This window comes from Pseudomonas coleopterorum (assembly GCF_900105555.1).
In the GTDB taxonomy this organism is placed as follows: Bacteria; Pseudomonadota; Gammaproteobacteria; order Pseudomonadales; family Pseudomonadaceae; genus Aquipseudomonas; species Aquipseudomonas coleopterorum.
Genome location: NZ_FNTZ01000001.1, coordinates 1,997,553 through 2,019,417, shown reverse-complemented (window position 1 = coordinate 2,019,417; position 21,865 = coordinate 1,997,553). Strand labels below are relative to the sequence as shown.

General features: G+C 65.1%; 19 protein-coding genes. 14 read left to right on the top strand and 5 right to left on the bottom strand.

Annotation, left to right across the window (positions count from 1 at the left end; translation table 11 throughout):
• The first annotated feature begins 80 nt into the window (after positions 1–80).
• The 5 genes from BLV18_RS09150 to prpF all read left to right on the top strand — a co-directional run bounded on the left by BLV18_RS09150 (position 81) and on the right by prpF (position 6,854).
• On the top strand, positions 81–836 hold the full coding sequence (locus BLV18_RS09150; RefSeq protein WP_244156831.1) for a GntR family transcriptional regulator: 756 nt from the start codon (positions 81–83) through the stop codon (positions 834–836).
• Positions 833–1,720 carry a methylisocitrate lyase gene (prpB, locus tag BLV18_RS09145; protein ID WP_090357905.1) on the top strand — a complete coding sequence of 296 codons (888 nt, stop codon included), beginning with the start codon at positions 833–835 and terminating at the stop codon, positions 1,718–1,720. The genes BLV18_RS09150 and prpB overlap by 4 nt, the downstream gene beginning before the upstream one ends.
• A 40-nt stretch (positions 1,721–1,760) precedes the next feature.
• On the top strand, positions 1,761–2,888 hold the full coding sequence (gene prpC, locus BLV18_RS09140) for a bifunctional 2-methylcitrate synthase/citrate synthase (RefSeq protein WP_049860126.1): 1,128 nt from the start codon (positions 1,761–1,763) through the stop codon (positions 2,886–2,888).
• A gap of 155 nt (positions 2,889–3,043) precedes the next feature.
• Positions 3,044–5,659, top strand: a complete 2,616-nt coding sequence (acnD, locus tag BLV18_RS09135) for a Fe/S-dependent 2-methylisocitrate dehydratase AcnD (protein WP_090357903.1) — start codon at positions 3,044–3,046, stop codon at positions 5,657–5,659.
• 10 nt (positions 5,660–5,669) lie between these two features.
• Positions 5,670–6,854, top strand: a complete 1,185-nt coding sequence (gene prpF, locus BLV18_RS09130; protein WP_090357900.1) for a 2-methylaconitate cis-trans isomerase PrpF — start codon at positions 5,670–5,672, stop codon at positions 6,852–6,854.
• A 15-nt stretch (positions 6,855–6,869) separates the two neighbouring features.
• Here the strand turns inward: prpF and BLV18_RS09125 are convergent, their stop codons facing one another.
• The 3 genes from BLV18_RS09125 to BLV18_RS09115 are packed head-to-tail and all read right to left on the bottom strand — an operon-like array spanning position 6,870 to position 8,972.
• Positions 6,870–7,571 carry a dihydrofolate reductase family protein gene (locus BLV18_RS09125; protein WP_090357898.1) on the bottom strand — a complete coding sequence of 234 codons (702 nt, stop codon included), beginning with the start codon at positions 7,569–7,571 and terminating at the stop codon, positions 6,870–6,872.
• A gap of 56 nt (positions 7,572–7,627) precedes the next feature.
• Positions 7,628–8,161: a GNAT family N-acetyltransferase gene (locus tag BLV18_RS09120; protein WP_425272623.1), complete on the bottom strand. Its 534-nt coding sequence runs from the start codon at positions 8,159–8,161 to the stop codon at positions 7,628–7,630.
• 25 nt (positions 8,162–8,186) lie between these two features.
• A complete protein-coding gene (locus tag BLV18_RS09115; RefSeq protein WP_090357895.1) occupies positions 8,187–8,972 on the bottom strand; it encodes a sulfite exporter TauE/SafE family protein in 786 nt (261 codons plus the stop codon).
• A 266-nt stretch (positions 8,973–9,238) separates the two neighbouring features.
• Here BLV18_RS09115 and BLV18_RS09110 point away from each other — a divergent pair, with 266 nt between their 5' ends.
• The 9 genes from BLV18_RS09110 (at position 9,239) to BLV18_RS09070 (ending at position 19,176) form a co-directional block, all read left to right on the top strand.
• Positions 9,239–9,961: a pirin family protein gene (locus BLV18_RS09110; protein WP_090357893.1), complete on the top strand. Its 723-nt coding sequence runs from the start codon at positions 9,239–9,241 to the stop codon at positions 9,959–9,961.
• A gap of 164 nt (positions 9,962–10,125) precedes the next feature.
• Positions 10,126–11,130, top strand: a complete 1,005-nt coding sequence (gene moaA / locus BLV18_RS09105) for a GTP 3',8-cyclase MoaA (protein ID WP_090357891.1) — start codon at positions 10,126–10,128, stop codon at positions 11,128–11,130.
• Between the two features lie 181 nt (positions 11,131–11,311).
• Positions 11,312–12,493, top strand: a complete 1,182-nt coding sequence (locus BLV18_RS09100) for an acetyl-CoA C-acetyltransferase (RefSeq protein ID WP_090357889.1) — start codon at positions 11,312–11,314, stop codon at positions 12,491–12,493.
• A gap of 83 nt (positions 12,494–12,576) precedes the next feature.
• Positions 12,577–12,879 carry an RcnB family protein gene (locus BLV18_RS09095; RefSeq protein ID WP_167375922.1) on the top strand — a complete coding sequence of 101 codons (303 nt, stop codon included), beginning with the start codon at positions 12,577–12,579 and terminating at the stop codon, positions 12,877–12,879.
• Positions 12,880–13,132: 253 nt separating this feature from the next.
• The gene (locus BLV18_RS09090) at positions 13,133–15,376 is read left to right on the top strand and encodes a FepA family TonB-dependent siderophore receptor (RefSeq protein WP_090357885.1); all 2,244 of its coding nucleotides are present in this window, start codon (positions 13,133–13,135) and stop codon (positions 15,374–15,376) included.
• 14 nt (positions 15,377–15,390) lie between these two features.
• Positions 15,391–16,284, top strand: a complete 894-nt coding sequence (locus tag BLV18_RS09085; protein WP_090357883.1) for an ABC transporter substrate-binding protein — start codon at positions 15,391–15,393, stop codon at positions 16,282–16,284.
• Between the two features lie 14 nt (positions 16,285–16,298).
• Positions 16,299–17,318 (top strand): FecCD family ABC transporter permease, encoded by a 1,020-nt coding sequence (locus BLV18_RS09080; protein ID WP_090357881.1) that lies wholly within the window; start codon positions 16,299–16,301, stop codon positions 17,316–17,318.
• Positions 17,315–18,361 (top strand): FecCD family ABC transporter permease, encoded by a 1,047-nt coding sequence (locus tag BLV18_RS09075; RefSeq protein WP_090357879.1) that lies wholly within the window; start codon positions 17,315–17,317, stop codon positions 18,359–18,361. Before BLV18_RS09080 ends, BLV18_RS09075 begins: the two co-directional genes overlap by 4 nt.
• Positions 18,358–19,176 carry an ABC transporter ATP-binding protein gene (locus BLV18_RS09070; RefSeq protein ID WP_090357877.1) on the top strand — a complete coding sequence of 273 codons (819 nt, stop codon included), beginning with the start codon at positions 18,358–18,360 and terminating at the stop codon, positions 19,174–19,176. Before BLV18_RS09075 ends, BLV18_RS09070 begins: the two co-directional genes overlap by 4 nt.
• Positions 19,177–19,190: 14 nt before the next feature.
• Here BLV18_RS09070 and cysG read toward each other — a convergent pair whose 3' ends face one another.
• Complete coding sequence (gene cysG / locus BLV18_RS09065) at positions 19,191–20,582, bottom strand: siroheme synthase CysG (protein ID WP_056842498.1); 1,392 nt, start codon at positions 20,580–20,582, stop codon at positions 19,191–19,193.
• Positions 20,583–21,863 carry a serine--tRNA ligase gene (gene serS, locus BLV18_RS09060; RefSeq protein WP_090357875.1) on the bottom strand — a complete coding sequence of 427 codons (1,281 nt, stop codon included), beginning with the start codon at positions 21,861–21,863 and terminating at the stop codon, positions 20,583–20,585.
• Between the last annotated feature and the right edge of the window lie 2 nt (positions 21,864–21,865).

The window sequence follows — 21,865 nt, the reverse complement described above, 5'->3', positions numbered from 1 at the left end:
CGACACTTACCTTCGAGCGCCTTGACTGCAAGCTTTAACAGGACTATTTTTTCGTCACTACCTGCCCAGGTGTCGACAATATGTCCGTTACCTCTGTTTCGCCCTTGCCCGTTCCCGATCCGGAATTCACGACCCCGCCCAGCGCCGCTCCACTGGAAGCCGAGACGCTGTCGGAGAACGTGTTCCGCCGCATCCAGGCGGCCATCATCAATGGCGAAATAGCCCCAGGCAGCAAGATCTCCGAACCCGAACTGGCACGCACCTACGGCATCAGCCGCGGACCGCTGCGTGAAGCCATCCACCGTCTGGAAGGCCAGCGCCTGCTGGTGCGCATTCCCCACGTCGGTGCCCGGGTGGTGTCGCTCAACCACGCCGAACTCATCGAACTCTACGAAATCCGCGAGTCCCTCGAAGGCATGGCCTGTCGACTGGCTGCCGAGCGCATGAGCCAGGCTCAGATCGACGAGTTGCGCGAGGTGCTCGCCACCCATGAACGCGACGCCGCGTTCCAGGCCGGCGTCGGCTACTACCAGCAGGAAGGCGATTTCGACTTCCACTACCGCATCATTCAGGGTAGCGGCAACAGCACGCTGGTGCAGATGCTCTGCGATGACCTGTACCAACTGGTGCGCATGTACCGCATCCAGTTCTCTGCCACGCCCAACCGTCCGCACCAGGCTTTCGCCGAGCATCACCGTATCCTCGACGCCATCGCCGAGCGCGACGGCGAACTGGCCGAGTTGCTCATGCGTCGGCACATCGCCGCGTCCAAGCGCAATGTCGAACGCCATTACCTGGAACCCAACCAGAACAACACCCCAGGAGCCCCATCATGAGTCAGCCCTCCCGCCCCGGCCAACGCTTCCGTCAGGCCCTCGCCGAAGAGTCGCCCTTGCAGGTGGTCGGCGCCATCAACGCCAACCACGCCCTGCTCGCCCAGCGCGCCGGTTTCAAGGCCATCTACCTGTCCGGTGGCGGCGTCGCGGCCGGCTCCCTGGGCCTTCCCGATCTGGGCATCACCGGCCTGGACGATGTGCTGACCGACGTGCGCCGCATCACCGATGTGTGCGATCTGCCGCTGCTGGTCGACGTCGACACCGGTTTCGGCTCGTCGGCCTTCAATGTCGCCCGCACCGTGAAGTCGATGATCAAGTTCGGCGCCGCGGCCATGCACATCGAAGACCAGGTGGGCGCCAAGCGCTGTGGCCACAGGCCGAACAAGGAAATCGTTTCCCAGCAGGAAATGGTCGACCGCATCAAGGCGGCAGTGGATGCGCGCACCGACGACAGCTTCGTGATCATGGCGCGCACCGATGCGTTGGCGGTGGAAGGTCTGGAGTCAGCCCTGGACCGCGCGGCAGCCTGCATCGAAGCGGGTGCGGACATGATCTTCCCCGAAGCCATCACCGAACTGCAGATGTACCAGCTGTTCGCCAGCCGGGTGAAAGCGCCGATTCTGGCCAACATCACCGAGTTCGGCGCCACGCCGCTGTTCACCACCGAGCAGCTCGGCGGTGTGGGCGTCGGCCTGGTGCTCTACCCGCTGTCCGCGTTCCGCGCCATGAACAAGGCCGCCGAGAACGTCTACACCGCGATTCGCCGCGATGGCACCCAGCAGAACGTGGTCGACACCATGCAGACGCGCATGGAACTGTACGACGCCATCGAGTACCACGACTTCGAGCGCAAACTCGACGCGCTGTTCGCGCAGAAAAAATGATCGCTGTATTCCAATAACAAATCCAAGATCGGAGAAAACCATGGCCGAAGCAAAAGTACTCAGTGGCGCTGGCCTGCGTGGCCAGGTGGCCGGACAAACCGCGCTGTCGACCGTCGGCATGCCCGGCGCAGGGCTGACCTATCGCGGCTATGACGTGCGCGAACTGGCCGAGCACGCGCTGTTCGAAGAAGTCGCCTACCTGCTGCTGCACGGCGAGCTGCCCACCCACGACGAGCTGGCTGCCTACCAGGGCAAACTGCGCAGCCTGCGCGACTTGCCGCAGCCGCTCAAGGAAGTGCTCGAACGCATCCCGTCCAGCACCCATCCGATGGACGTGATGCGCACTGGCTGTTCGTTTCTCGGCACGCTCGAGCCGGAGCGTAACTTCAGTCAGCAGGAACACGTCACCGACCGCCTGCTGGCAGCCTTTCCGGCGATCATGTGCTACTGGTATCGCTACAGCCACCACGGCGTGCGCATCAGTTGCACCAGCGATGAAGACACCTTCGCCGGGCACTTCCTGTACCTGCTGCATGGCAAGTCACCGAGTGAACTGCACAGCAAGGTGATGGACGTCTCGCTGATCCTCTACGCCGAGCACGAATTCAACGCTTCGACTTTCACCGCCCGCGTGTGCGCCTCGACCCTGTCGGACATGTATTCGTGCGTGACCGCAGCCATCGGCTCGTTGCGCGGCCCCCTGCACGGCGGAGCCAACGAAGCGGCCATGGCCATGATCCAGAAGTTCGCGTCGCCCGAAGAAGCGGTACGCGGCACCTTGGCCATGCTCGAGCGCAAGGACAAGATCATGGGCTTCGGCCATGCCGTGTACAAAGACAACGACCCACGCAACGAAGTGATCAAGGGCTGGGCGAAGAAGCTGGCCGACGAAGCCGGTGACAAGGTCCTCTACCCCGTCTCCGAAGCCATCGACAAGACCATGTGGGAGCAAAAGAAGCTGTTTCCCAACGCCGACTTCTACCACGCCTCGGCGTACCACTTCATGGGCATCGCGACCGAGCTGTTTACGCCGATCTTCGTCTGCTCACGGGTGACCGGCTGGGCAGCCCATGTGTTCGAACAGCGGGCCAATAATCGGATCATTCGCCCCAGCGCCGAATACGTGGGCGTAGAGCAGCGCGCATTCGTGCCTCTGGATCGCCGCTGACCTAGCGGCCGCCTTCGCGGGCAGATGGCTCGCCGCCCGCCCCGCTCCCACATTCCCATAGTGCTCAAGACGTACGGGTCCATGTGGGAGCGGGCTCTGCCCGCGAAGGCCGCCCCGCCGAACTTCTGCCATGCCGTGCACCGTGAGCCGACCTGATGAACACACAACACCGCAAGTCATTACCCAACTCGCCGCTGGACTATTACGACGCCCGAGAAGCCGTCGAAGCCCTCCAGCCCGGCGCCTACGCCACCCTGCCGTACACCTCCCGCGTATTGGCGGAAAACCTGGTGCGCCGTTGCGACCCCGCCACCCTGGACGCCTCCCTGCGCCAGCTGATCGAGCGCAAGCGTGACCTGGACTTCCCCTGGTACCCGGCGCGAGTGGTGTGCCACGACATCCTCGGCCAGACCGCTCTGGTCGACCTGGCCGGCCTACGTGACGCCATCGCCTCACAGGGCGGTGACCCGGCGCTGGTCAATCCGGTGGTCCCGACGCAACTGATCGTCGACCACTCCCTGGCGGTGGAAAGCGCCGGCTTCGATCCGCAGGCGTTCGAGAAAAACCGCGCCATCGAAGACCGTCGCAACGAAGACCGCTTCCACTTCATCGACTGGACGCGCAAGGCGTTCAAGAACGTCGACGTCATTCCGCCGGGCAACGGCATCATGCACCAGATCAACCTGGAGAAAATGTCGCCGGTGATCCAGGTCCGCGAAGGCGTGGCCTTCCCCGACACCTGCGTCGGCACCGACAGCCATACCCCCCATGTCGACGCGCTCGGCGTGGTGGCCATCGGCGTGGGCGGCCTCGAAGCCGAAAGCGTCATGCTCGGTCGCGCGTCGTGGATGCGCCTGCCCGAAATTGTCGGGGTCAAGCTGACTGGCCAATTGCAGCCGGGCATCACCGCCACCGACATGGTGCTGTCCCTGACCCAGTACCTGCGTCAGCAGAAAGTGGTGGGTGCGTACCTGGAGTTCTTCGGTGAAGGCGCACGCGCCCTGACCCTGGGCGACCGCGCCACGCTCTCCAACATGGCCCCGGAATACGGCGCGACTGCGGCGATGTTCGCGATCGACCAGCAGACCATCGACTACCTGCGCCTCACTGGCCGCGAAGAGCAGCAGGTGCAACTGGTCGAAGACTATGCGCGCCTGACCGGCCTGTGGGCCGACAGCCTGGACGACGCTGTCTATGAGCGTGACCTGAGCTTCGATCTGTCCGGCGTCGTACGCAACATGGCCGGGCCGAGCAACCCGCACGCGCGCATCGCGACCAGCGACCTGACGGCCCAGGGCATCGCCGGCCCCTGGAGCGAAGTGCCCGGGCAGATGCCGGACGGCGCAGTGATCATCGCCGCCATCACCAGTTGCACCAACACCAGCAACCCCCGCAACGTCATCGCTGCCGGTTTGCTGGCGCGCAATGCCAACCGCCTGGGCCTGACCCGCAAGCCCTGGGTCAAATCGTCCCTGGCACCGGGCTCGAAAACCGTGGCCCTGTACCTGGACGAAGCTGGCCTGACCGAGGAACTGGAAACCCTGGGCTTCGGCATCGTCGCCTTCGCCTGCACCACCTGCAACGGCATGTCCGGCGCGCTCGACCCGGTGATCCAGCAGGAGATCATCGAGCGCGACCTGTATGCCACTGCGGTGCTCTCGGGCAATCGCAATTTCGACGGACGTATCCACCCCTATGCCCGTCAGGCCTTCCTGGCCTCGCCGCCGCTGGTGGTGGCCTATGCGATTGCCGGCACCATTCGTTTCGACATCGAAAAAGACGTGCTCGGCCTCGATCCGCAAGGTCAGCCCATCCGCCTCAAGGACATCTGGCCCAGCGACGAGGAAGTCAACGCAGTGGTCAAATCGTCGGTGAAACCCGAGCAGTTCCGTCAGGTGTACATCCCCATGTTCGCCGTGCACGAGGACCACGGGCCGAAGGTCGCGCCACTGTATGACTGGCGCCCGGCGAGCACCTACATCCGTCGGCCGCCGTACTGGGAAGGCGCACTGGCCGGCGAGCGCACGCTCAAGGGCATGCGCCCGCTGGCAGTGCTGCCGGACAACATCACCACCGATCACCTGTCGCCATCCAACGCGATCATGCTCGACAGCGCCGCCGGTGAATACCTGGCGAAAATGGGCCTGCCCGAAGAAGACTTCAACTCCTACGCCACCCACCGCGGCGATCACCTGACCGCGCAACGGGCGACGTTCGCCAATCCCAAGCTGTTCAACGAAATGGTGGTGGAGAACGGCAAGGTCCGCCAGGGCTCGCTCGCTCGCCTGGAACCCGAAGGCCAGGTCATGCGCATGTGGGAAGCCATCGAGACCTACATGCAGCGCAAGCAGCCGCTGATCATCATCGCCGGGGCAGACTATGGCCAGGGTTCCTCACGGGACTGGGCGGCCAAGGGTGTTCGTCTGGCCGGGGTGGAAGCGATCGCCGCCGAGGGCTTCGAGCGTATCCACCGCACCAACCTGGTGGGCATGGGCGTGCTGCCGCTGCAGTTCGACGCGGGCACGGACCGCAAGACCCTGGGCATCGATGGCACCGAGGTGTTCGACGTGGTCGGCCGGTTGACGCCCCAGGCGCGGCTGACCCTGATCATCGAACGGCGCAACGGCGAGCGCGTGCAGGTGCCGGTCACCTGCCGCCTGGACACCGCCGAAGAAGTCTCGATCTACGAAGCCGGTGGCGTGCTGCAACGCTTCGCCCAGGATTTCCTGCAGGCGACCGCACCCACTCACGCTGCCGCCGACGCCCATTGAGGACTGCCCCATGACTCAGCTTCGCATTCCCGCCACCTACCTGCGCGGTGGCACCAGCAAAGGCGTGTTCTTCAAGCTCGCCGACCTGCCCGAAGCGGCGCGTCTGCCCGGTCCCGCGCGCGACGCCCTGCTGTTGCGGGTGATCGGCAGCCCCGACCCCTACGGCAAGCAGATCGACGGCATGGGCGGCGCCACGTCGAGCACCAGCAAGACGGTGATCGTCAGCCCCAGCAGCCAGCCGGGGCACGACATCGACTACCTGTTCGGTCAGGTCTCCATCGACAGCGCCTTCGTCGACTGGAGCGGTAACTGCGGCAACCTGTCGGCAGCGGTTGGCCCGTTCGCCATCGCTCAGGGCCTGATCGATCCCACCCGCGTGCCCCACGACGGCATCGCCACGGTGCGCGTATGGCAGGCCAACATCGGCAAGACCATCATTGCCCATGTGCCCATGAGCGGCGGCGAGGTTCAGGAGACCGGAGATTTCGAACTGGACGGCGTGACCTTCCCGGCCGCTGAAGTGCAACTGGAGTTTCTCGATCCGGCGGCCGAGGCCGACGGCGCGGCCGGAGCCATGTTTCCCACCGGGCAGCTCATCGACGAGCTGGACGTACCCGGCGTGGGTCGGTTCGAGGCGACGATGATCAATGCCGGCATCCCGACGATCTTCATCGATGCTGCCGCATTGGGGTACAGCGGCTGCGAATTGCAGGACGCGATCAACGGCGACCCTCAGGCGCTCGCGCGCTTCGAGACGATCCGCGCCCACGGGGCATTGCGCATGGGGTTGATCCAGCATCTGGAAGAGGCGCAAACCCGCCAGCACACGCCCAAGGTCGCCTTCGTCGCACCCCCAGCCGATTACGTCGCTTCCAGCGGCAAGCCGGTGGCTGCGGCCGATATCGACCTGACGGTGCGGGCCCTGTCGATGGGCAAGCTGCACCACGCCATGATGGGCACCGCCGCGGTCGCCATCGGCACGGCTGCCGCGATTCCCGGGACCGTGGTCAACCGCGCAGCCGGTGGCGGCGTGCGCAGTACGGTGTGCTTCGGTCATCCCTCCGGCACCCTGCGCGTAGGCGCCGAAGCCGCCCAGCTGGGTGACCAATGGCAAGTCACCAAGGCGATCATGAGCCGCAGCGCGCGGGTCCTGATGGAAGGCTGGGTCAGGGTGCCCGCGCAGCCCCTCGCTTGAACCTGGGTCAGGAACTCAGGCGGTGGGCTGCTCCTGCTGCCGGTAACGCAGCCACACCGCGCCGCCCTCTTGCACCTCGGCACTGTCGAGTGTCAGGTAGGTCGGCTGCTGCCATTGCTTGGCATCGATCTCGAACGACGCCGGGTGCTCGCCTCGGCCATCCACCAATGGCAACAGCAGGACGCTGATTTCGTCGACCAGCCCGGCATTGACGAACGAGCCACTGACGTGGGGGCCGCCTTCGACGACCAAGCGCTTGATGCCCAATTCCCGGCCAAGGATATCCACCACCTGATGCAGGTCGAGGGACTCCTTGCCGGCGAAGATGTAAGACACCTGGATCGATTGCAGATAGGCCAGATAGTCGTCGCTGACTGCTTCGGTGAGCACTTCGACGATGTGTGAATCCAACGCCGTGTTGGACTTCCAGCCGACCTTGCCCTGGGGGTCGATGGAAATGGCGTAGGCACTGGCCGAGCGATCGGCAAAATGATGCGTCCGCTCGATCGGCCCCTTGGCCAGGCCGGACGGATACCCCTCGTCGTGAGCGATTTCCTGCATCGTTACGCGCCCGCAGGCCCAGGCGTCGAAGTCGAACTGTTTGGCCAAGCGTTCGTACAGATCGCCGGCGGCATTCTTGAACGGCCGGGCCCAGCCGTCGGTTAGTGCATGACCGTCGACGGAGGACATCATGTGGCAGATTACATAGGGCTTCATGGGAGCTCCTTGGCTGTCGGTGTGTCTATCACCGACCGGCGCCCATGGCCGTTGGTTCAGCTTGAAGCGCGCGTGGACCTGCTCGACGCTGCCCCGAGGTCGAGGCGCATGTGCGTCGTCTGCCAGACGGGATCGGACTCGACGTCGATTACCTCGAAGCCCTGTTTCTGCCAGAACGCGATCGCTCCGGGCAGGAACGGATGGGTATGCAGGTACAACGTGGCCACACCAGCCTGGCGCGCCTGCGCCAGCAGCGCTGCGTACAGCGCCCTGGCAACCCCGGCGCCCCGGCAGCTCGGCGAGACGAACAGCCTGACCACCTCGACCGTGTCCCTGGCCGTCAGTTGCAGCTGGCTGAAGCGCTGGTCATAGGGCAGGTAGCCGATGGCGCCGACGATGCGACCCGCCTGCCAGGCGAGCAGGAAACAGCCCTGGTTCGAAGCCAGGTACACCTCGTCGAAGCGGGCCAGATCGTCCGGCACCTGGGTGGCGTCCAGCTGCGGGAAGATCGAGGCCCGGGCGGCCATGACGTAGTCAAGGATCGCGGGTATCTGGTCCGGCGCTGCCGGACGGATGTCGATGGCGTTCACTGTGTCTGTCCTCCTGTCAGTGGGCTCAGAACGCAAGCTTGTAACCGATCAACAGCAGCATCACCGCCAGGCAGGGCCGCAGGATATCGTCCGAAACCCGCCCGGACAGATGGCTGCCCAGGTAGATCCCCGGCAGCGAGCCGAGCAGCAAATGCCCGAGCAATGACCAGTCCATGTTACCCATGCTGGCATGCCCCATGCCCGCGACCAGAGTCAATGGCACAGCATGGGCGATTTCGGTGCCCACCAGGCGCCGGGTCGCCAGGAACGGATACAGCATGAACAACGCCACCGTCCCCAAGGCACCGGCGCCGATCGAGGTCAGCGAAACCATCACCCCTAGCACCACGCCAGTCACTACGGTGAGCGCGTTGAGGGTGTTCGGGCTGAGGTTGTAGCGATCTCCGGCATGGCGGCTGGCCAAGGCTTGCAGGCGTTTCTTGAACAGGATCGCCAACGCCGTCAGGAACAGCACGACCGCCAGCGCCTGCTTGATCACCACGCCCATGGCCTGCGGTTCGGCATTCAGGCTTTTCAGGTACCAGAGCACGAACGCTGCCGCTGGCACGCTGCCCAGCGCCAGCCAGCCGGTGATCTTCCAGTCGATGTTCTTGTTGCGTCCATGAACCCACACGCCACTGGCTTTGGTGATGGCCGCGTACAACAGATCGGTACCGACCGCCGTGGCTGGATTGATGCCAAACCAGAGCAAAATCGGCGTCATCAATGAGCCGCCGCCGACGCCGGTCATGCCGACGATGAAGCCCACGACCAATCCGGCAATGGTGAAACCCCAGGTACCTACTTCCATTCTTACGTCCTACACATCAGATTCAGCATCGCGGGAGCGGTAGCCGGGCGGCAGGATAACAACTTCTGTTATAGCCATTTATAACTATGCAGCATTAGCTTATAACCGGCCTCCCACAGTCGTCAGGAAGTGCACCACCGTTCACTGTCAACTTCAGCGCGACAGTCCTGGCCGCTTCGACGGATTTATCCTTCTGCGAAGAACGCATACTCTTGATCCATCGCACAGCATTTCCACCGCTGGGCACCTTCACTCGGGAGAACGTCATGCTCGCACTTCGCAAAGCCTCGGATCGCGGTATCGCCAACCATGGCTGGCTGCAATCCTTCCATACCTTTTCCTTCGGCCATTACCGCAACCCTCAGGAACAGGGCTTCTCCGACCTGCTGGTGATCAACGACGACCGCGTCAGCGCCGGCAAGGGCTTCGGTCAGCACCCGCACCGCGACATGGAGATCTTCTCCTACGTGCTGGAAGGCGCCCTGGCGCACAAGGACACCCTGGGCACCGGCTCGGTGATTCGCCCCGGCGATGTGCAGCTGATGAGCGCCGGCCACGGCGTCGCCCACAGCGAGTTCAACCATAGCGACGTCGATCCCGTGCATTTCCTGCAGATCTGGATCGTGCCCGAAGTGGCAGGCGCCAAGCCGCGCTATCAGCAGGAGCACTTTTCCGCCGAGCAGAAACGCGGTCGCCTGCAGCTGATCATCTCGCCCGATGGCGCCGAAGGCTCGTTGCATGTCCGCCAGGATGCGCGGGTGTATGCCGGGTTGTTCGATGGCGAGGAACAGGCCACGCTGACACTTGCGGCCAACCGCTACGCTTATGTGCACGTGGCCACCGGCAGTGTCGAACTCAACGGCCAGCGCCTGAACGAAGGGGATGGCGTGCGCCTGCGGCAGGAAACCGTGCTGCACTTGGCCAATGGGGTCAATGCCGAGGTGCTGGTGTTCGACTTGCGCCCGAACGAGCTGCCGCAGATGCCCTGATCGGTATCCGCACCGGGGGCGCTCATCGACCTTGTCGATGGGCGCATTGAAAAAAGCGATTGGCTTGACCCCGGTGTGGCGCGTACCTTCAAGGTCTGCATTTTTTTGCAACGCCTGTACGGCGTTGGCAGTCGAAATGGTCATGCCCTTTACTGGTACCCCTGATGCACACCCCTGAGCGCACCCTGCACGATGGCTTCGCCCGCAAAGTCGATTACCTGAGACTGTCGGTTACTGACCGCTGTGATTTCCGCTGCGTGTATTGCATGGCTGAAGACATGACGTTTCTGCCGCGCAAACAGATTCTCAGCCTCGAAGAGCTCGAACAGGTGGCAGCCAGCTTCGTCGCCCTGGGCACGCGCAAGATCCGCCTGACCGGGGGCGAACCCCTGGTGCGTTCGGGCATCGTCGATCTGTGCCGACGCATCGCCGCCCTGCCCGGCCTTCAGGAACTGTGCATGACCACCAACGGCTCGCAGCTGGCGACCTTGGCCCAGCCGTTGTTCGACGCCGGCCTCAAGCGCTTGAACATTAGCCTGGACAGCCTCGATCCGGCACGTTTCCGCGAACTCACCCGTACCGGCGACCTGAACAAGGTGATCGCTGGCATCGACGCGGCCAATGCTGCCGGTTTCCGCCATACCAAGCTCAACTGCGTGGTCATGCAGGGCCGCAACGATGACGAAGTCGTCGATCTGGTGGCCTTTGCCATCGAGCGCGGCCTGGACATTTCCTTCATCGAGGAAATGCCCCTGGGTGCGATCAGCGAGCACAGCCGCGCCGAGGCCTTCTACTCCAGCGAGCAGGTTCGCGCACGGCTCGCCGAACGCTACGAATTACTGCCGTCCACGGATTCCACCCAGGGCCCGTCACGTTACTGGCGCGTTCCCCAGGCGCCGGGCACTCGCATCGGCTTCATCTCCCCGCACAGCCACAATTTCTGCGCGACCTGCAACCGAGTGCGCCTGACCGTCGAAGGCCGGCTGCTGCTGTGCCTGGGGAACGAGCACTCGGCAGACCTCAAGCAGGTGCTGCGCGAGCATCCCGGCCAGCCGGAAGTGCTCGAACAGGCAATCATCAAGGCCATGCAGCTCAAGCCATGGAGCCACAACTTCCGCCTGGACGACGATGTGCAGGTGGTGCGTTTCATGAACATGACCGGCGGTTGATCGCGGCGGCTGTCTTCGCCATTGTTCTGCTTTGCTTATCAACCCGTTTGAAAATGCAACTTATCAAATCAGTGCACAGGGCCGACAATCGCCCTGTGCCGTCGCTGTATTTCCGGTACGTCCTGCGCTGTCCGCGCCCCACAAGAACAAGGCCACCGGCCCACCTACCGAGGACTCCTCCATGCAAGACGTCGTTATCGTAGCCGCCACACGCACGGCCGTAGGCAGTTTTCAGGGTTCACTAGCAAGCGTGCCCGCCGTCGAGCTGGGCGCCGCGGTGATCCGCCGGCTGCTTGCACAGACCGGCCTGGACCCGGCGCAGGTCGACGAAGTGATTCTGGGGCAGGTGCTCACGGCCGGTGCCGGGCAGAACCCGGCGCGTCAGGCGGCCCTGTTTGCCGGGCTGCCCAGCGCGGTACCGGCCATGACCCTGAACAAGGTCTGCGGTTCGGGGCTCAAGGCCGTGCACCTGGCGACCCAGGCCATCCGTTGCGGCGATGCCGAGGTGGTGATTGCCGGTGGCATGGAAAACATGAGCCTGGCGCCCTACGTATTGCCAACCGCCCGCACCGGGCTGCGCATGGGCAACGCGCCCCTGGTCGACAGCATGATCAAGGACGGCCTGTGGGACGCCTTCAACGACTACCACATGGGCATCACTGCGGAAAACCTCGCCGAACAATACGGCATCAGCCGAGAAGCGCAGGATGCCTTCGCGGCGCAGTCCCAGCAAAAGGCCGTGGCGGCCATCGAGGCAGGTCGCTTTACCGCCGAGATCACGCCCATCGACGTCCCGCAGCGCAAGGGCGACCCCCTGCCCTTCGCGATCGACGAGCAGCCCCGCGCCGGTACCACCGCGCAAACCTTGGGCAAGCTCAAGCCCGCCTTCAAGCCCGATGGCAGCGTGACGGCTGGCAATGCGTCGTCGCTCAACGACGGCGCTGCCGCGGTCCTGTTGATGAGTGCGGCCAAGGCGCAAGCGCTGGGCCTCCCGGTACTGGCACGCATCGCCGCCTACGCCAATGCCGGCGTGGATCCGGCGGTGATGGGCATCGCCCCGGTGTCGGCGACACGCCGCTGCCTGGAAAAGGCCGGCTGGAGCCTGGATCAACTGGACCTGATCGAGGCCAACGAAGCCTTTGCCGCCCAGGCACTGTCGGTAGGCCAGGTCCTGGGGTGGGACGCGAGCAAGGTCAACGTCAATGGCGGTGCCATAGCCCTGGGTCACCCGATCGGGGCTTCGGGTTGCCGGGTCCTGGTGACCTTGCTGCACGAGATGCTGCGCCGCGACGCCAGCAAGGGTCTGGCAACCCTGTGCATCGGTGGTGGCCAGGGCGTTGCCCTGGCCCTGGCCCGAAACTGATCCGTGCTCCCTCGCCGCGCACTGGCCGTGCGTGGCGAATGGGGCGACAATGGTTCACCCCCACTTATTCAGGAGTTCTGCCGATGGGCCGCACCCTATTCGCTTCGCTGTGCATCACGGGCGTATTGTTGTCGGCTGCGTCGACGGCCGCCTTTGCCATCGAAGTCCTGCAGACGCCCGGCACCGGTGCGCAGATGGTTTCGCTGGGCAAAGGCGACCGTGTTCCGCCCAACTATGCCCTCCCAGAATCGGCCTTCACGGGCTGGAAGGCTGCCGGCCTCAAGCAACCGGACATCGACAGCCAATGGGTGCAGATGGGTGACAGCTTCGTGCTGGTCAGGCGTGGCAATGCCGTTATTCAGGACGTTCAACCCATTCCAAAATAGACGCGGCAGCGATTATCGGTGCAATCGGTGTGTCGGCAACCACATCGTCGAAGCCTCGATCAAGCGCTTTGCAGCGTCATTTACATCTAGTTACAGACAAACTGTATAGATTGTAAATGCGCTTTACTCTCAAATGCGAAAAACTATCATCTGCGCTCTCACCCCGTGTCGAGCGCTCCGGACCATGGCTGTTCCATAGCTCTTTCCCTTCCCGGTCGCTCTCGTCACGCCACTGAATTGCTGGAGAGCCCCGATGCGCTTGAACCTGAGCCACCTGTCCGTCGCCTTGCTGGCCGCGCTTGCACCCCCGACCTTTGCCGAATCGGCATCCACGAATTCCCAGCGTATCCCGGTTCAACCCACCGACATGCCCGTGGATGGCAGTGAGCAGACCTTGCAGCTCGAGGAAACCCGGATTCTGGGAACCGCCGCGCAGGAGCTCAAGCAGGCACCCGGGGTGTCGATCATCACCGCTGAGGACATCAAGAAGCGCCCGCCCACCAACGACCTGTCGGAAATCATTCGTCGCGAGCCGGGTGTCAACCTGACCGGCAACAGCGCCAGCGGCAACCGCGGCAACAACCGCCAGATCGACCTGCGCGGCATGGGCCCTGAGAACACCCTGATCCTCATCGACGGCAAGCCGTCCTCGTCGCGCAACGCCGTGCGCTACGGCTGGAACGGCGACCGCGACACCCGTGGCGAAACCAACTGGGTACCGGCCGAGGAAGTCGAACGCGTCGAGATCCTCCGGGGTCCGGCCGCAGCGCGCTATGGCTCCGGGGCCATGGGCGGTGTGGTCAACATCATTACCAAACGGCCGACCGACGAATTGCACGGGTCGATGACCGTCTACGCCCTGCAACCCGAAGACAGCGCCGAGGGCGCCGGCAAGCGGGCCAACTTCAACCTCAGCGGACCGCTGACCGATGATCTGATCTTCCGTGTGTATGGCAGCGCGAACAAGACCGATGCCGACGACGCCGACATCAACAGCAGCTACCAGGCCGATCCCGGCTCCCTGGTCGCCGGTCGCGAAGGCGTCCGCAACAAGGACGTCAACGGCCTGCTGAGCTGGAAGCTCGACCCCGAGAACACCGTGGACCTGGAAGCCAGCTACAGCCGCCAGGGCAACATCTACACCGGTGACACGATGAACAACGTCGGCAGCGACTTCGTCAACAGCCAGCTGGGCAAGGAGAGCAACGTACTGCATCGCTCGAGCTTCGGCATCACTCACCACGGCGACTATGAGTGGGGCAGCAGCCAGTCCTCCCTGACCTATGACTTCACGCGCAACAACCGCCTGCGCGAAGGCCTCGCCGGTGGCCCGGAGGGCGCGCCCAACGGCTCCGGACGCTTCGAATCACGGTTGCGCAACACCCGCGCGGCGAGCGAGGTCAACCTGCCCCTGAGCTGGGGCGCAGAGCAGGTCCTCACCCTGGGCGGTGAGTACCTGTACGAGTCGATGAGCGACCCTGGCGCCCTCAGTTCGCAATCGTTCGACGGCAATGGCGGTGCCGCAGGCGCCCTGGGCGTGGACCGCAGCACCGACAAGATCACCGCGCGCAGTTTCGCCGTGTTCGTGGAAGACAACATCGAGGCGACGCCCGATACCATCGTCACCCCGGGCCTGCGCTACGACCACCACGAGACCTTCGGCGACAACTTCAGCCCCAGCCTGAACGCCTCGCACAAGCTGACCGACGATCTGACCCTCAAGGGCGGCATCGCGCGTGCCTACAAGGCGCCCAACCTCTACCAGTCCAACCCCAACTACCTGCTGTACAGCCGTGGCCAGGGTTGCAGCATCGCCCAGACCAACAACGGCGGCTGCTACCTGGTAGGCAATGAAAACCTGGTGCCCGAAATCAGCGTCAACAAGGAGCTGGGGCTGGCTTACGACAAGGGGACCTGGCGCACCAGCGCGACGTACTTCCGCAATGACTACAAGAACAAGATCGTCGGCGGGATCGACCCGCTCTACCGCCTGAACAGTGGCGCCCGCGTGCTGCAATGGGAGAACTCGGGCAAGGCGGTGGTCGAGGGCGTGGAAGGCAACCTGTTCATCACCCTCACCCCCGAGCTGGACTGGAACACCAACCTGACCTACATGATCGAGTCCGAGAACCGTGATACCGGGGAACCGCTCAGCGTGATCCCCAAGTACACCCTCAACACCACCCTGGACTGGCAGGCCAGCGAAAAACTGTCGTTCCAGGCCAACGCCACCTGGTTCGGCAAGCAGGAAGCGCCTTCGCTCAATACCCGTACCGGCGCGGTTTACGACGACCTGGCCCAGAAAGACGTCGCTCCCTACGCGATTGCCGGGCTGAGCAGCGGCTATGCGTTCAACGAACATCTGAGTGTGCGGGTCGGTGTGAACAACCTGTTCGACAAGCGCCAGTACCGTGAAGGCGGCGCCAGTTCGGCCGGCGCCCAGACCTACAACGAACCCGGACGCGCCTACTTCGCGTCCGTCACCACCTCGTTCTAAGAGGAGTCTGAACCATGCTCAAGCCCCTTTGCCTCGCGCTCTGCACTCTGCTCGCCAGCACCTGGGCGCTGGCCGCACCACGCACCCTCGACACGCCCTATGGGCCCGTCACCCTGCAAGGCTCGCCCACTCGGGTGATCACCCTCGACGAGAGCAGCCTGGACGCCGCGCTGGCGGTTGGCGTGCAACCGGTGGGTACCGTTTCGACCCGCGGCAGCGATCAGGTCTCGGCCTACCTGCAGGAACGCGCCGGCCAGCCACAGATCGTCGGTACGGCGCGAGCGCCGAATCTGGAGGCGATCCTCAAACTGGCGCCCGACCTGATCCTGGCGCCCGCCGGCGTCAGTCAGGAATTGTTCGCCACCTATAGCCGCATCGCACCGACCGTGGCGTCGAAGAACTCGAGCATGAACGACTGGCAGGCCACCACCGCGTTCTATGCGCTGGCCCTGGATCGTCAGGCGCAAGGGGAGCAAGTGCTCGCCGCCATCGACCAGCGCGCCGCCGAGCTCAAGGCGCGTCTACCCGCCGAACAGCGAATCTCCGTGGTGCGCTGGAACCCGCAAGGCCCGATCGCCATGTCCGGCAGGATCTTCGTCGGGCAGATGCTGCACAAGGTCGGATTGCGGACCACCGAACTGGCCGACGGCCTGAAAGGGCCGCACAGCGATGTCCTCAGCCTGGAAAACCTGAGCCGGATCGACGCCGACTGGCTGTTCGTCGCCAGCCTGAACGCCGACGGTGCCAGCGCCCTGGAAGCGGCACGCCAGCAACCGGCGTTCACGCGTCTGCACGCCGTGCGGCAGAACCATGTGGCGACCGTCGACGGTCAGGTCTGGGCCAGCGGCTCGGGGCCATTGGCCGCGCACCAGGTGCTGGACGACCTGCAGCGCATCCTCGCCCCCTAGGCCCGGTTCTGTTCATGACCCACACCCTGCCCGCGCCAACCCTGGTCAACCGCTACCGCTGGAGGGTGTATCGGTGTGCCGGCCTGCTGGCGCTCGTCATGCTGGCGAGCCTGCTGTTGGGGGCGGGCGACACCGGACCCTGGCGTGCGCTGTCCACCTTGTCGGGCCAGGGCAGCAGCGAGGAGCGCTTCGTGCTGTTCCAGCTGCGTTGGCCGCGAACCCTGCTCGGCCTGCTGGTCGGTGCCGCGCTGGGTGCGGCGGGCCTCGTGCTGCAGGCGACCACGCGCAACCCCCTGGCTGAGCCCGGCATGCTCGGCGTCAGTGCCGGTGCTTCGCTGGCCGTGGTGATCGCCGTCGCCCTGGGCGCGAGCTCGGCGACGGTCAACCTCGGCGTTGCCGTCGCCGGCGCGCTGGTGGGCTGTGCGCTGGTGCTGCTGGTCAGCCGCGTCGGCACCCTCGGCGACGACCCGGTGCGGCTGGTGCTGGCGGGTGCAGCGTTCAGCAGCCTACTGGCGGCCTTGACTTCGCTCATCCTGCTGCACGATCAGCGCAGTGCCGACGAGATCCGCTTCTGGGTGATCGGCGCCCTCGCCGGTCGCTCCGGCGATACCCTGCTCTGGAGCCTGCCCGGTGTGATCGGCGGATTGCTGCTGTTGCTTCCGGCTATTCGGCCACTGGCCAGCCTGGCCTTGGGCGAGCGCGTGGCCGCCGGGCTAGGCCACCATCCGCAACTGACCCGTATGTGGGCCCTGGTTGCCGTGGCGATACTGGTGGGTACGGCCACTGCGGCGGCGGGGCCAATCGGCTTCGTCGGCCTGATCGTGCCGTTCATGGCACGCCGCCTGGTCGGACCGGACATCCGCCGCACCTTGTTACCGGCCTTGTTGCTCGGCCCCTGCGTACTGATCAGCGCCGACATCATTTCGCGCCTGACCGTGCGCCCCTATGAACTGCCCATCGGGGTCATCACCGCGTTCATCGGCGCGCCGATTCTGATCGCCGTGGTTCGCGGACAGCGGATGCCGCGCCTGTGAAGCGCTCGATCCCTCCAGGCCACTGGCTGCTGAGCAGCGGCAACTGGTCGGTGCTGGTAGACCGGCGTGCCTGTCTGGCAGGCCTGACCCTGAGCCTGGCCTTGGTGCTGACCGGCGCGCTGAGTCTGGCCAGCGGTTCAGCCGACATCAACGCCATCACCGCAGTGCGTGCCCTGTTCGGGGTCGGTGAGCCGATGCAGGTTTTCCTGGTCCGCGAACTGCGGCTGGAGCGACTGCTGGCCGGGCTGTTTACCGGCGCCGCGCTGGGCATCGCCGGCTGCCTGTTGCAGACGCTGGCGCGCAATCGCCTGGCCACCCCCGGCGTGATTGGCATCGACGACGGTGCCACGGCGTTCGCCGTCGCCTCGATCGTGGCCGTGCCCACCAGCCTCGCACCGCCCGCCCTGGCACTGATCGGCGCCATGACCGCCGCCGCGCTGGCCTTCGGTCTGGCCGGTGGCAGCGGCGCACGGGGGTATCGGTTCATCGTGGTGGGCATTGGCGTCGGGGCGGTGTTTGGCGCGCTGACCAACCTGATGCTCGCGCGCACCGACCTCGACAGCGCCAACCAGGCCTACCCCTGGACCGTCGGCAGCCTCAGTGCCCGGCCATGGCTGGCGGTGCAGGTGCTGGGCATTGCGTTGCTGTTGGCAATTCCCTGCGCGAAAGGACTGAACCGGGCACTGGCCACCCTGCGCTTCAACGACAGCGTGGCCCGCGGCCTGGGCATCGACGTAGCACGGGTGCGCCTGCTGACCCTGGCCCTGACAGTCCTGCTGACCGGGCTGGCCGTGGCCGTGGTCGGGCCGGTCGGACTGATCGCACTGGCTGCGCCGGAGATGGCGCGCTACCTGTCCGGACACCGCGGCGTCGCCGTCGTCAATGCCGGGCTGGCCGGCGCCCTGCTCATGGTCTGCGCCGACTGGAGTGGCCGTACCGTCCTGGCGCCGGTGGAAATTCCAGTGGGCATCGTCACCGCCGTCGTCGGCGGCCCCTATCTGCTGTGGATCCTGATCCGCCAACCCGTACGGAGCACCCCATGAGTCTGGACCCGGCCCTGCTGGATGCCAACGCTGAACCTGCCCGCCTGAACGCGCAGGACCTGAGCCTGGGCTATGGCCGCACATCCGTGATCGAGCGCCTGTCCCTGGACGTGCCCATGCGACGGGTCACCGCCATCGTCGGCCCCAACGGGTGCGGCAAGTCGACCCTGCTCGCCGGGCTCTGTCGGCTGCACAAGGCCAGCCACGGCGCGGTGGTGCTCGACGGCCGGGACATCGCCCGCCTGCCGACGCGGCAGGTCGCTCAGCGCCTGGCCCTGTTGCCTCAGGACGCTTCGGCGCCCGATGGTTTGACGGTCCGGGAGCTGATTCGCTTCGGTCGCCAACCCCATCAGGGCCCGCTGCGCCAGTGGTCCGAGCACGACCAGCGTATCGTCGAGGCCGCGCTGGCGGCCGCCGACCTCCAAGCGCTGGCCGACCGCCCTTTGGAGTCGATGTCCGGCGGCCAGCGGCAACGCGCCTGGATCGCCATGGCGATCGCCCAGGCCACACCCCTGCTCCTGCTGGACGAGCCGACGTCTGCCCTGGACCTGGGCCATCAGATTGAAGTATTCGAACTGATCCACGACCTCGCCGCCGCCGGCAAGACCGTGGTCATGGTGGTGCACGACATTTCCAGCGCCTGCCGCTACGCCGATCATCTGGTGGCCATGCACGATGGGCGGATCGTTGCCGAAGGCCCACCGGCAGAGGTGGTGACCTCGGCATTGATCGAACGGCTATACGGCGTGAAGTGCGAGCTGTTGCGTGATCCGCACAGCGGCACACCGATCATCGCCGCCGTGCGCAGGCGTTGATCGGCAGCCCCTGCTCAGCGGTATTGCGCGCCGTCGAACCAGGCGAGTTTTTCCCGCAGAACCACCACCTCACCCACGATCACCAAGGTCGGAGCGTGCACCTCGTGCTCGGCAACCATGCGCGGCAGATCCGCCAGAGTACCGGTGAACACCCGCTGGTTCACCGTGGTGCCCTGCTGGATCAACGCCGCCGGTGTATCCGCGCCACGCCCGTGGCGAATCAACTCTTCACAGATGATCGGCAAACCGATCAGGCCCATGTAGAACACCAGCGTCTGCCCCGGTGACACCAGATCGTGCCAGGGCAGGTCGCTGGTGTTGTTCTTGAGGTGCCCGGTGACGAAGCGCACCGATTGCGCGTAGTCGCGGTGGGTCAGCGGAATCCCGGCATAGGCCGCACAGCCACTGGCCGCAGTGATGCCGGGCACCACCTGGAAGGGAATACCGTGAGCGGCGAGCTCTTCGATCTCTTCACCGCCACGACCGAAGATGAACGGGTCGCCGCCTTTGAGGCGCAGCACACGCTTGCCCTGCTGGGCCAGCGCCACCAACTGCTGGTTGATCTGTTCCTGCGGCAGGGCGTGCTCGGCGCGACGCTTGCCGACGTACACACGCTCGGCGTCGCGGCGGCACAAATCGAGAATCGCCGGCGCGACCAGGCGGTCGTACAGCACCACATCGGCCTGCTGCATCAAGCGCAGGGCGCGAAAGGTCAGCAGGTCCGGATCGCCCGGTCCCGCGCCCACCAGGTAGACCTCACCGGGTGCATGGGGTGGCGCGCCGTCGACCTTGGCCTGCAGCATGCGCTCGGCCTCGGCGCCCTGCCCGGCCAGTTGGCGGTCGGCGATCGGGCCCTGGAACACCTCCTCCCAGAACGCACGGCGCTGGGTGACGTCCGGGTACAACGCCTTGACCTTCTGCCGAAAGCGCGCCGCCAGGCCGGCCAGCTCGCCATAGGTCGAGGGAATCCAGGTTTCCAGCTTGGCGCGGATCAGACGGGCCAGCACGGGCGCGTCACCCCCACTGGAGACCGCCACCACCAACGGCGAGCGATCGACGATGGCTGGAAAGATCACCGTGCACAACGCCGGGGCATCGACCACGTTGACCGGCACGCAGCGCGCGCGGGCGTCGGCCGACACCTGGGCGTTGAGTGGTTCGTCGTCGGTGGCGGCAATTACCAGCTGACAGCCGTCCAGGTCGTGGCTCAGGTAGCCTCGGTCGAGCATCTGTCCGCCACTGCCGCGCACCAGCTCGGCCAGTTGCGGATCGATGCTCGGCGCAACCACGCGCAGCACCGCGCCCGCTTCGGCCAGCAGGCGCGACTTGCGCAGGGCGATCTCGCCCCCGCCCACCACCAGGACCTGGCTGTCGCGCAGCTTGTGGAAAAGCGGTAGGAACTCCATTTAGCCGATGACCTCGAGGCCGCCCATGTAAGGCTTGAGAACCTCGGGTACGCGGATGCTGCCGTCGGCCTGCTGATAGTTTTCCAGCACCGCCACCAGGGTACGACCGACCGCCAGGCCCGAGCCGTTCAAGGTGTGCACCAGTTCAGGCTTGCCGGTTTCCGGGTTACGGAAGCGGGCCTGCATGCGGCGCGCCTGGAAATCACCGGTGTTGGAACACGAGGAAATCTCGCGGTACTTGTCCTGGCTCGGCACCCAGACTTCCAGATCGTAGGTCTTCACGGCGCTGAAACCCATGTCGCCGGTGCACAGCGCCAGGACGCGGTACGGCAGCTCCAGGGCCTGCAACACCCGCTCGGCGTTGGCAGTCAGGCTTTCCAGCGCTTCCATGGACTTGGACGGCTCGACCACCTGGACCATCTCGACCTTGTCGAACTGGTGCTGGCGGATCATGCCACGGGTGTCGCGCCCCGACGCACCGGCTTCGCTGCGGAAGCACGGTGTATGGGCAACGAACTTGAGGGGCAGCTGTTTGACGTCGAGGATCTCGCCGGCCACGATGTTTGTCAGCGACACTTCGGCCGTTGGAATCAGATACAGATCGGCCTCGCCGTCACGGCTGATCTTGAACAGGTCTTCCTCGAACTTGGGCAACTGGCCGGTGCCCTGCAAGGCCGGTGCCTGGACCAGGTACGGGGTGTACGCTTCTTCGTAGCCATGCTCGCTGACGTGCAGGTTGATCATGAACTGCGCCAGGGCACGGTGCAGGCGAGCGATAGGGCCACGCATGATGGCAAAGCGCGCACCGGACAGCTTGGCCGCCGTTTCGAAATCCAGGCCGCCGGTCTTGCCACCCAGCGCGACGTGGTCCTGAACCGGGAAGTCGAACGTGGCAGGCGTACCCCAGCGACGGACTTCGACGTTGCCGTCTTCGCCTTCGCCGACCGGGACCGATTCGTGGGGCAGGTTGGGAATGCCCAGGGCGATACCGTCCAGCTCACCCTGCAATTGCTCCAGCTCGACCTTGCCGCGGCCCAATTCCTCGGCGATGGACTCGACCTGCGCCTTCAACGCGTCGACGTCACCGCCGCTCTTCATGACCTGGCCAATGGACTTGGACAGCGCATTGCGTTCGGCCTGCAGTTGCTCGGTACGGGTCTGCACGGTCTTGCGCTGGGCTTCCAGCGCCTCGATGCGTGCCACATCCAGGACATAGCCACGGCTGGCAAGGCGATCCGCTACGTCCTGAAGCTGGCTACGTAACAGTTTGGAATCGAGCATGT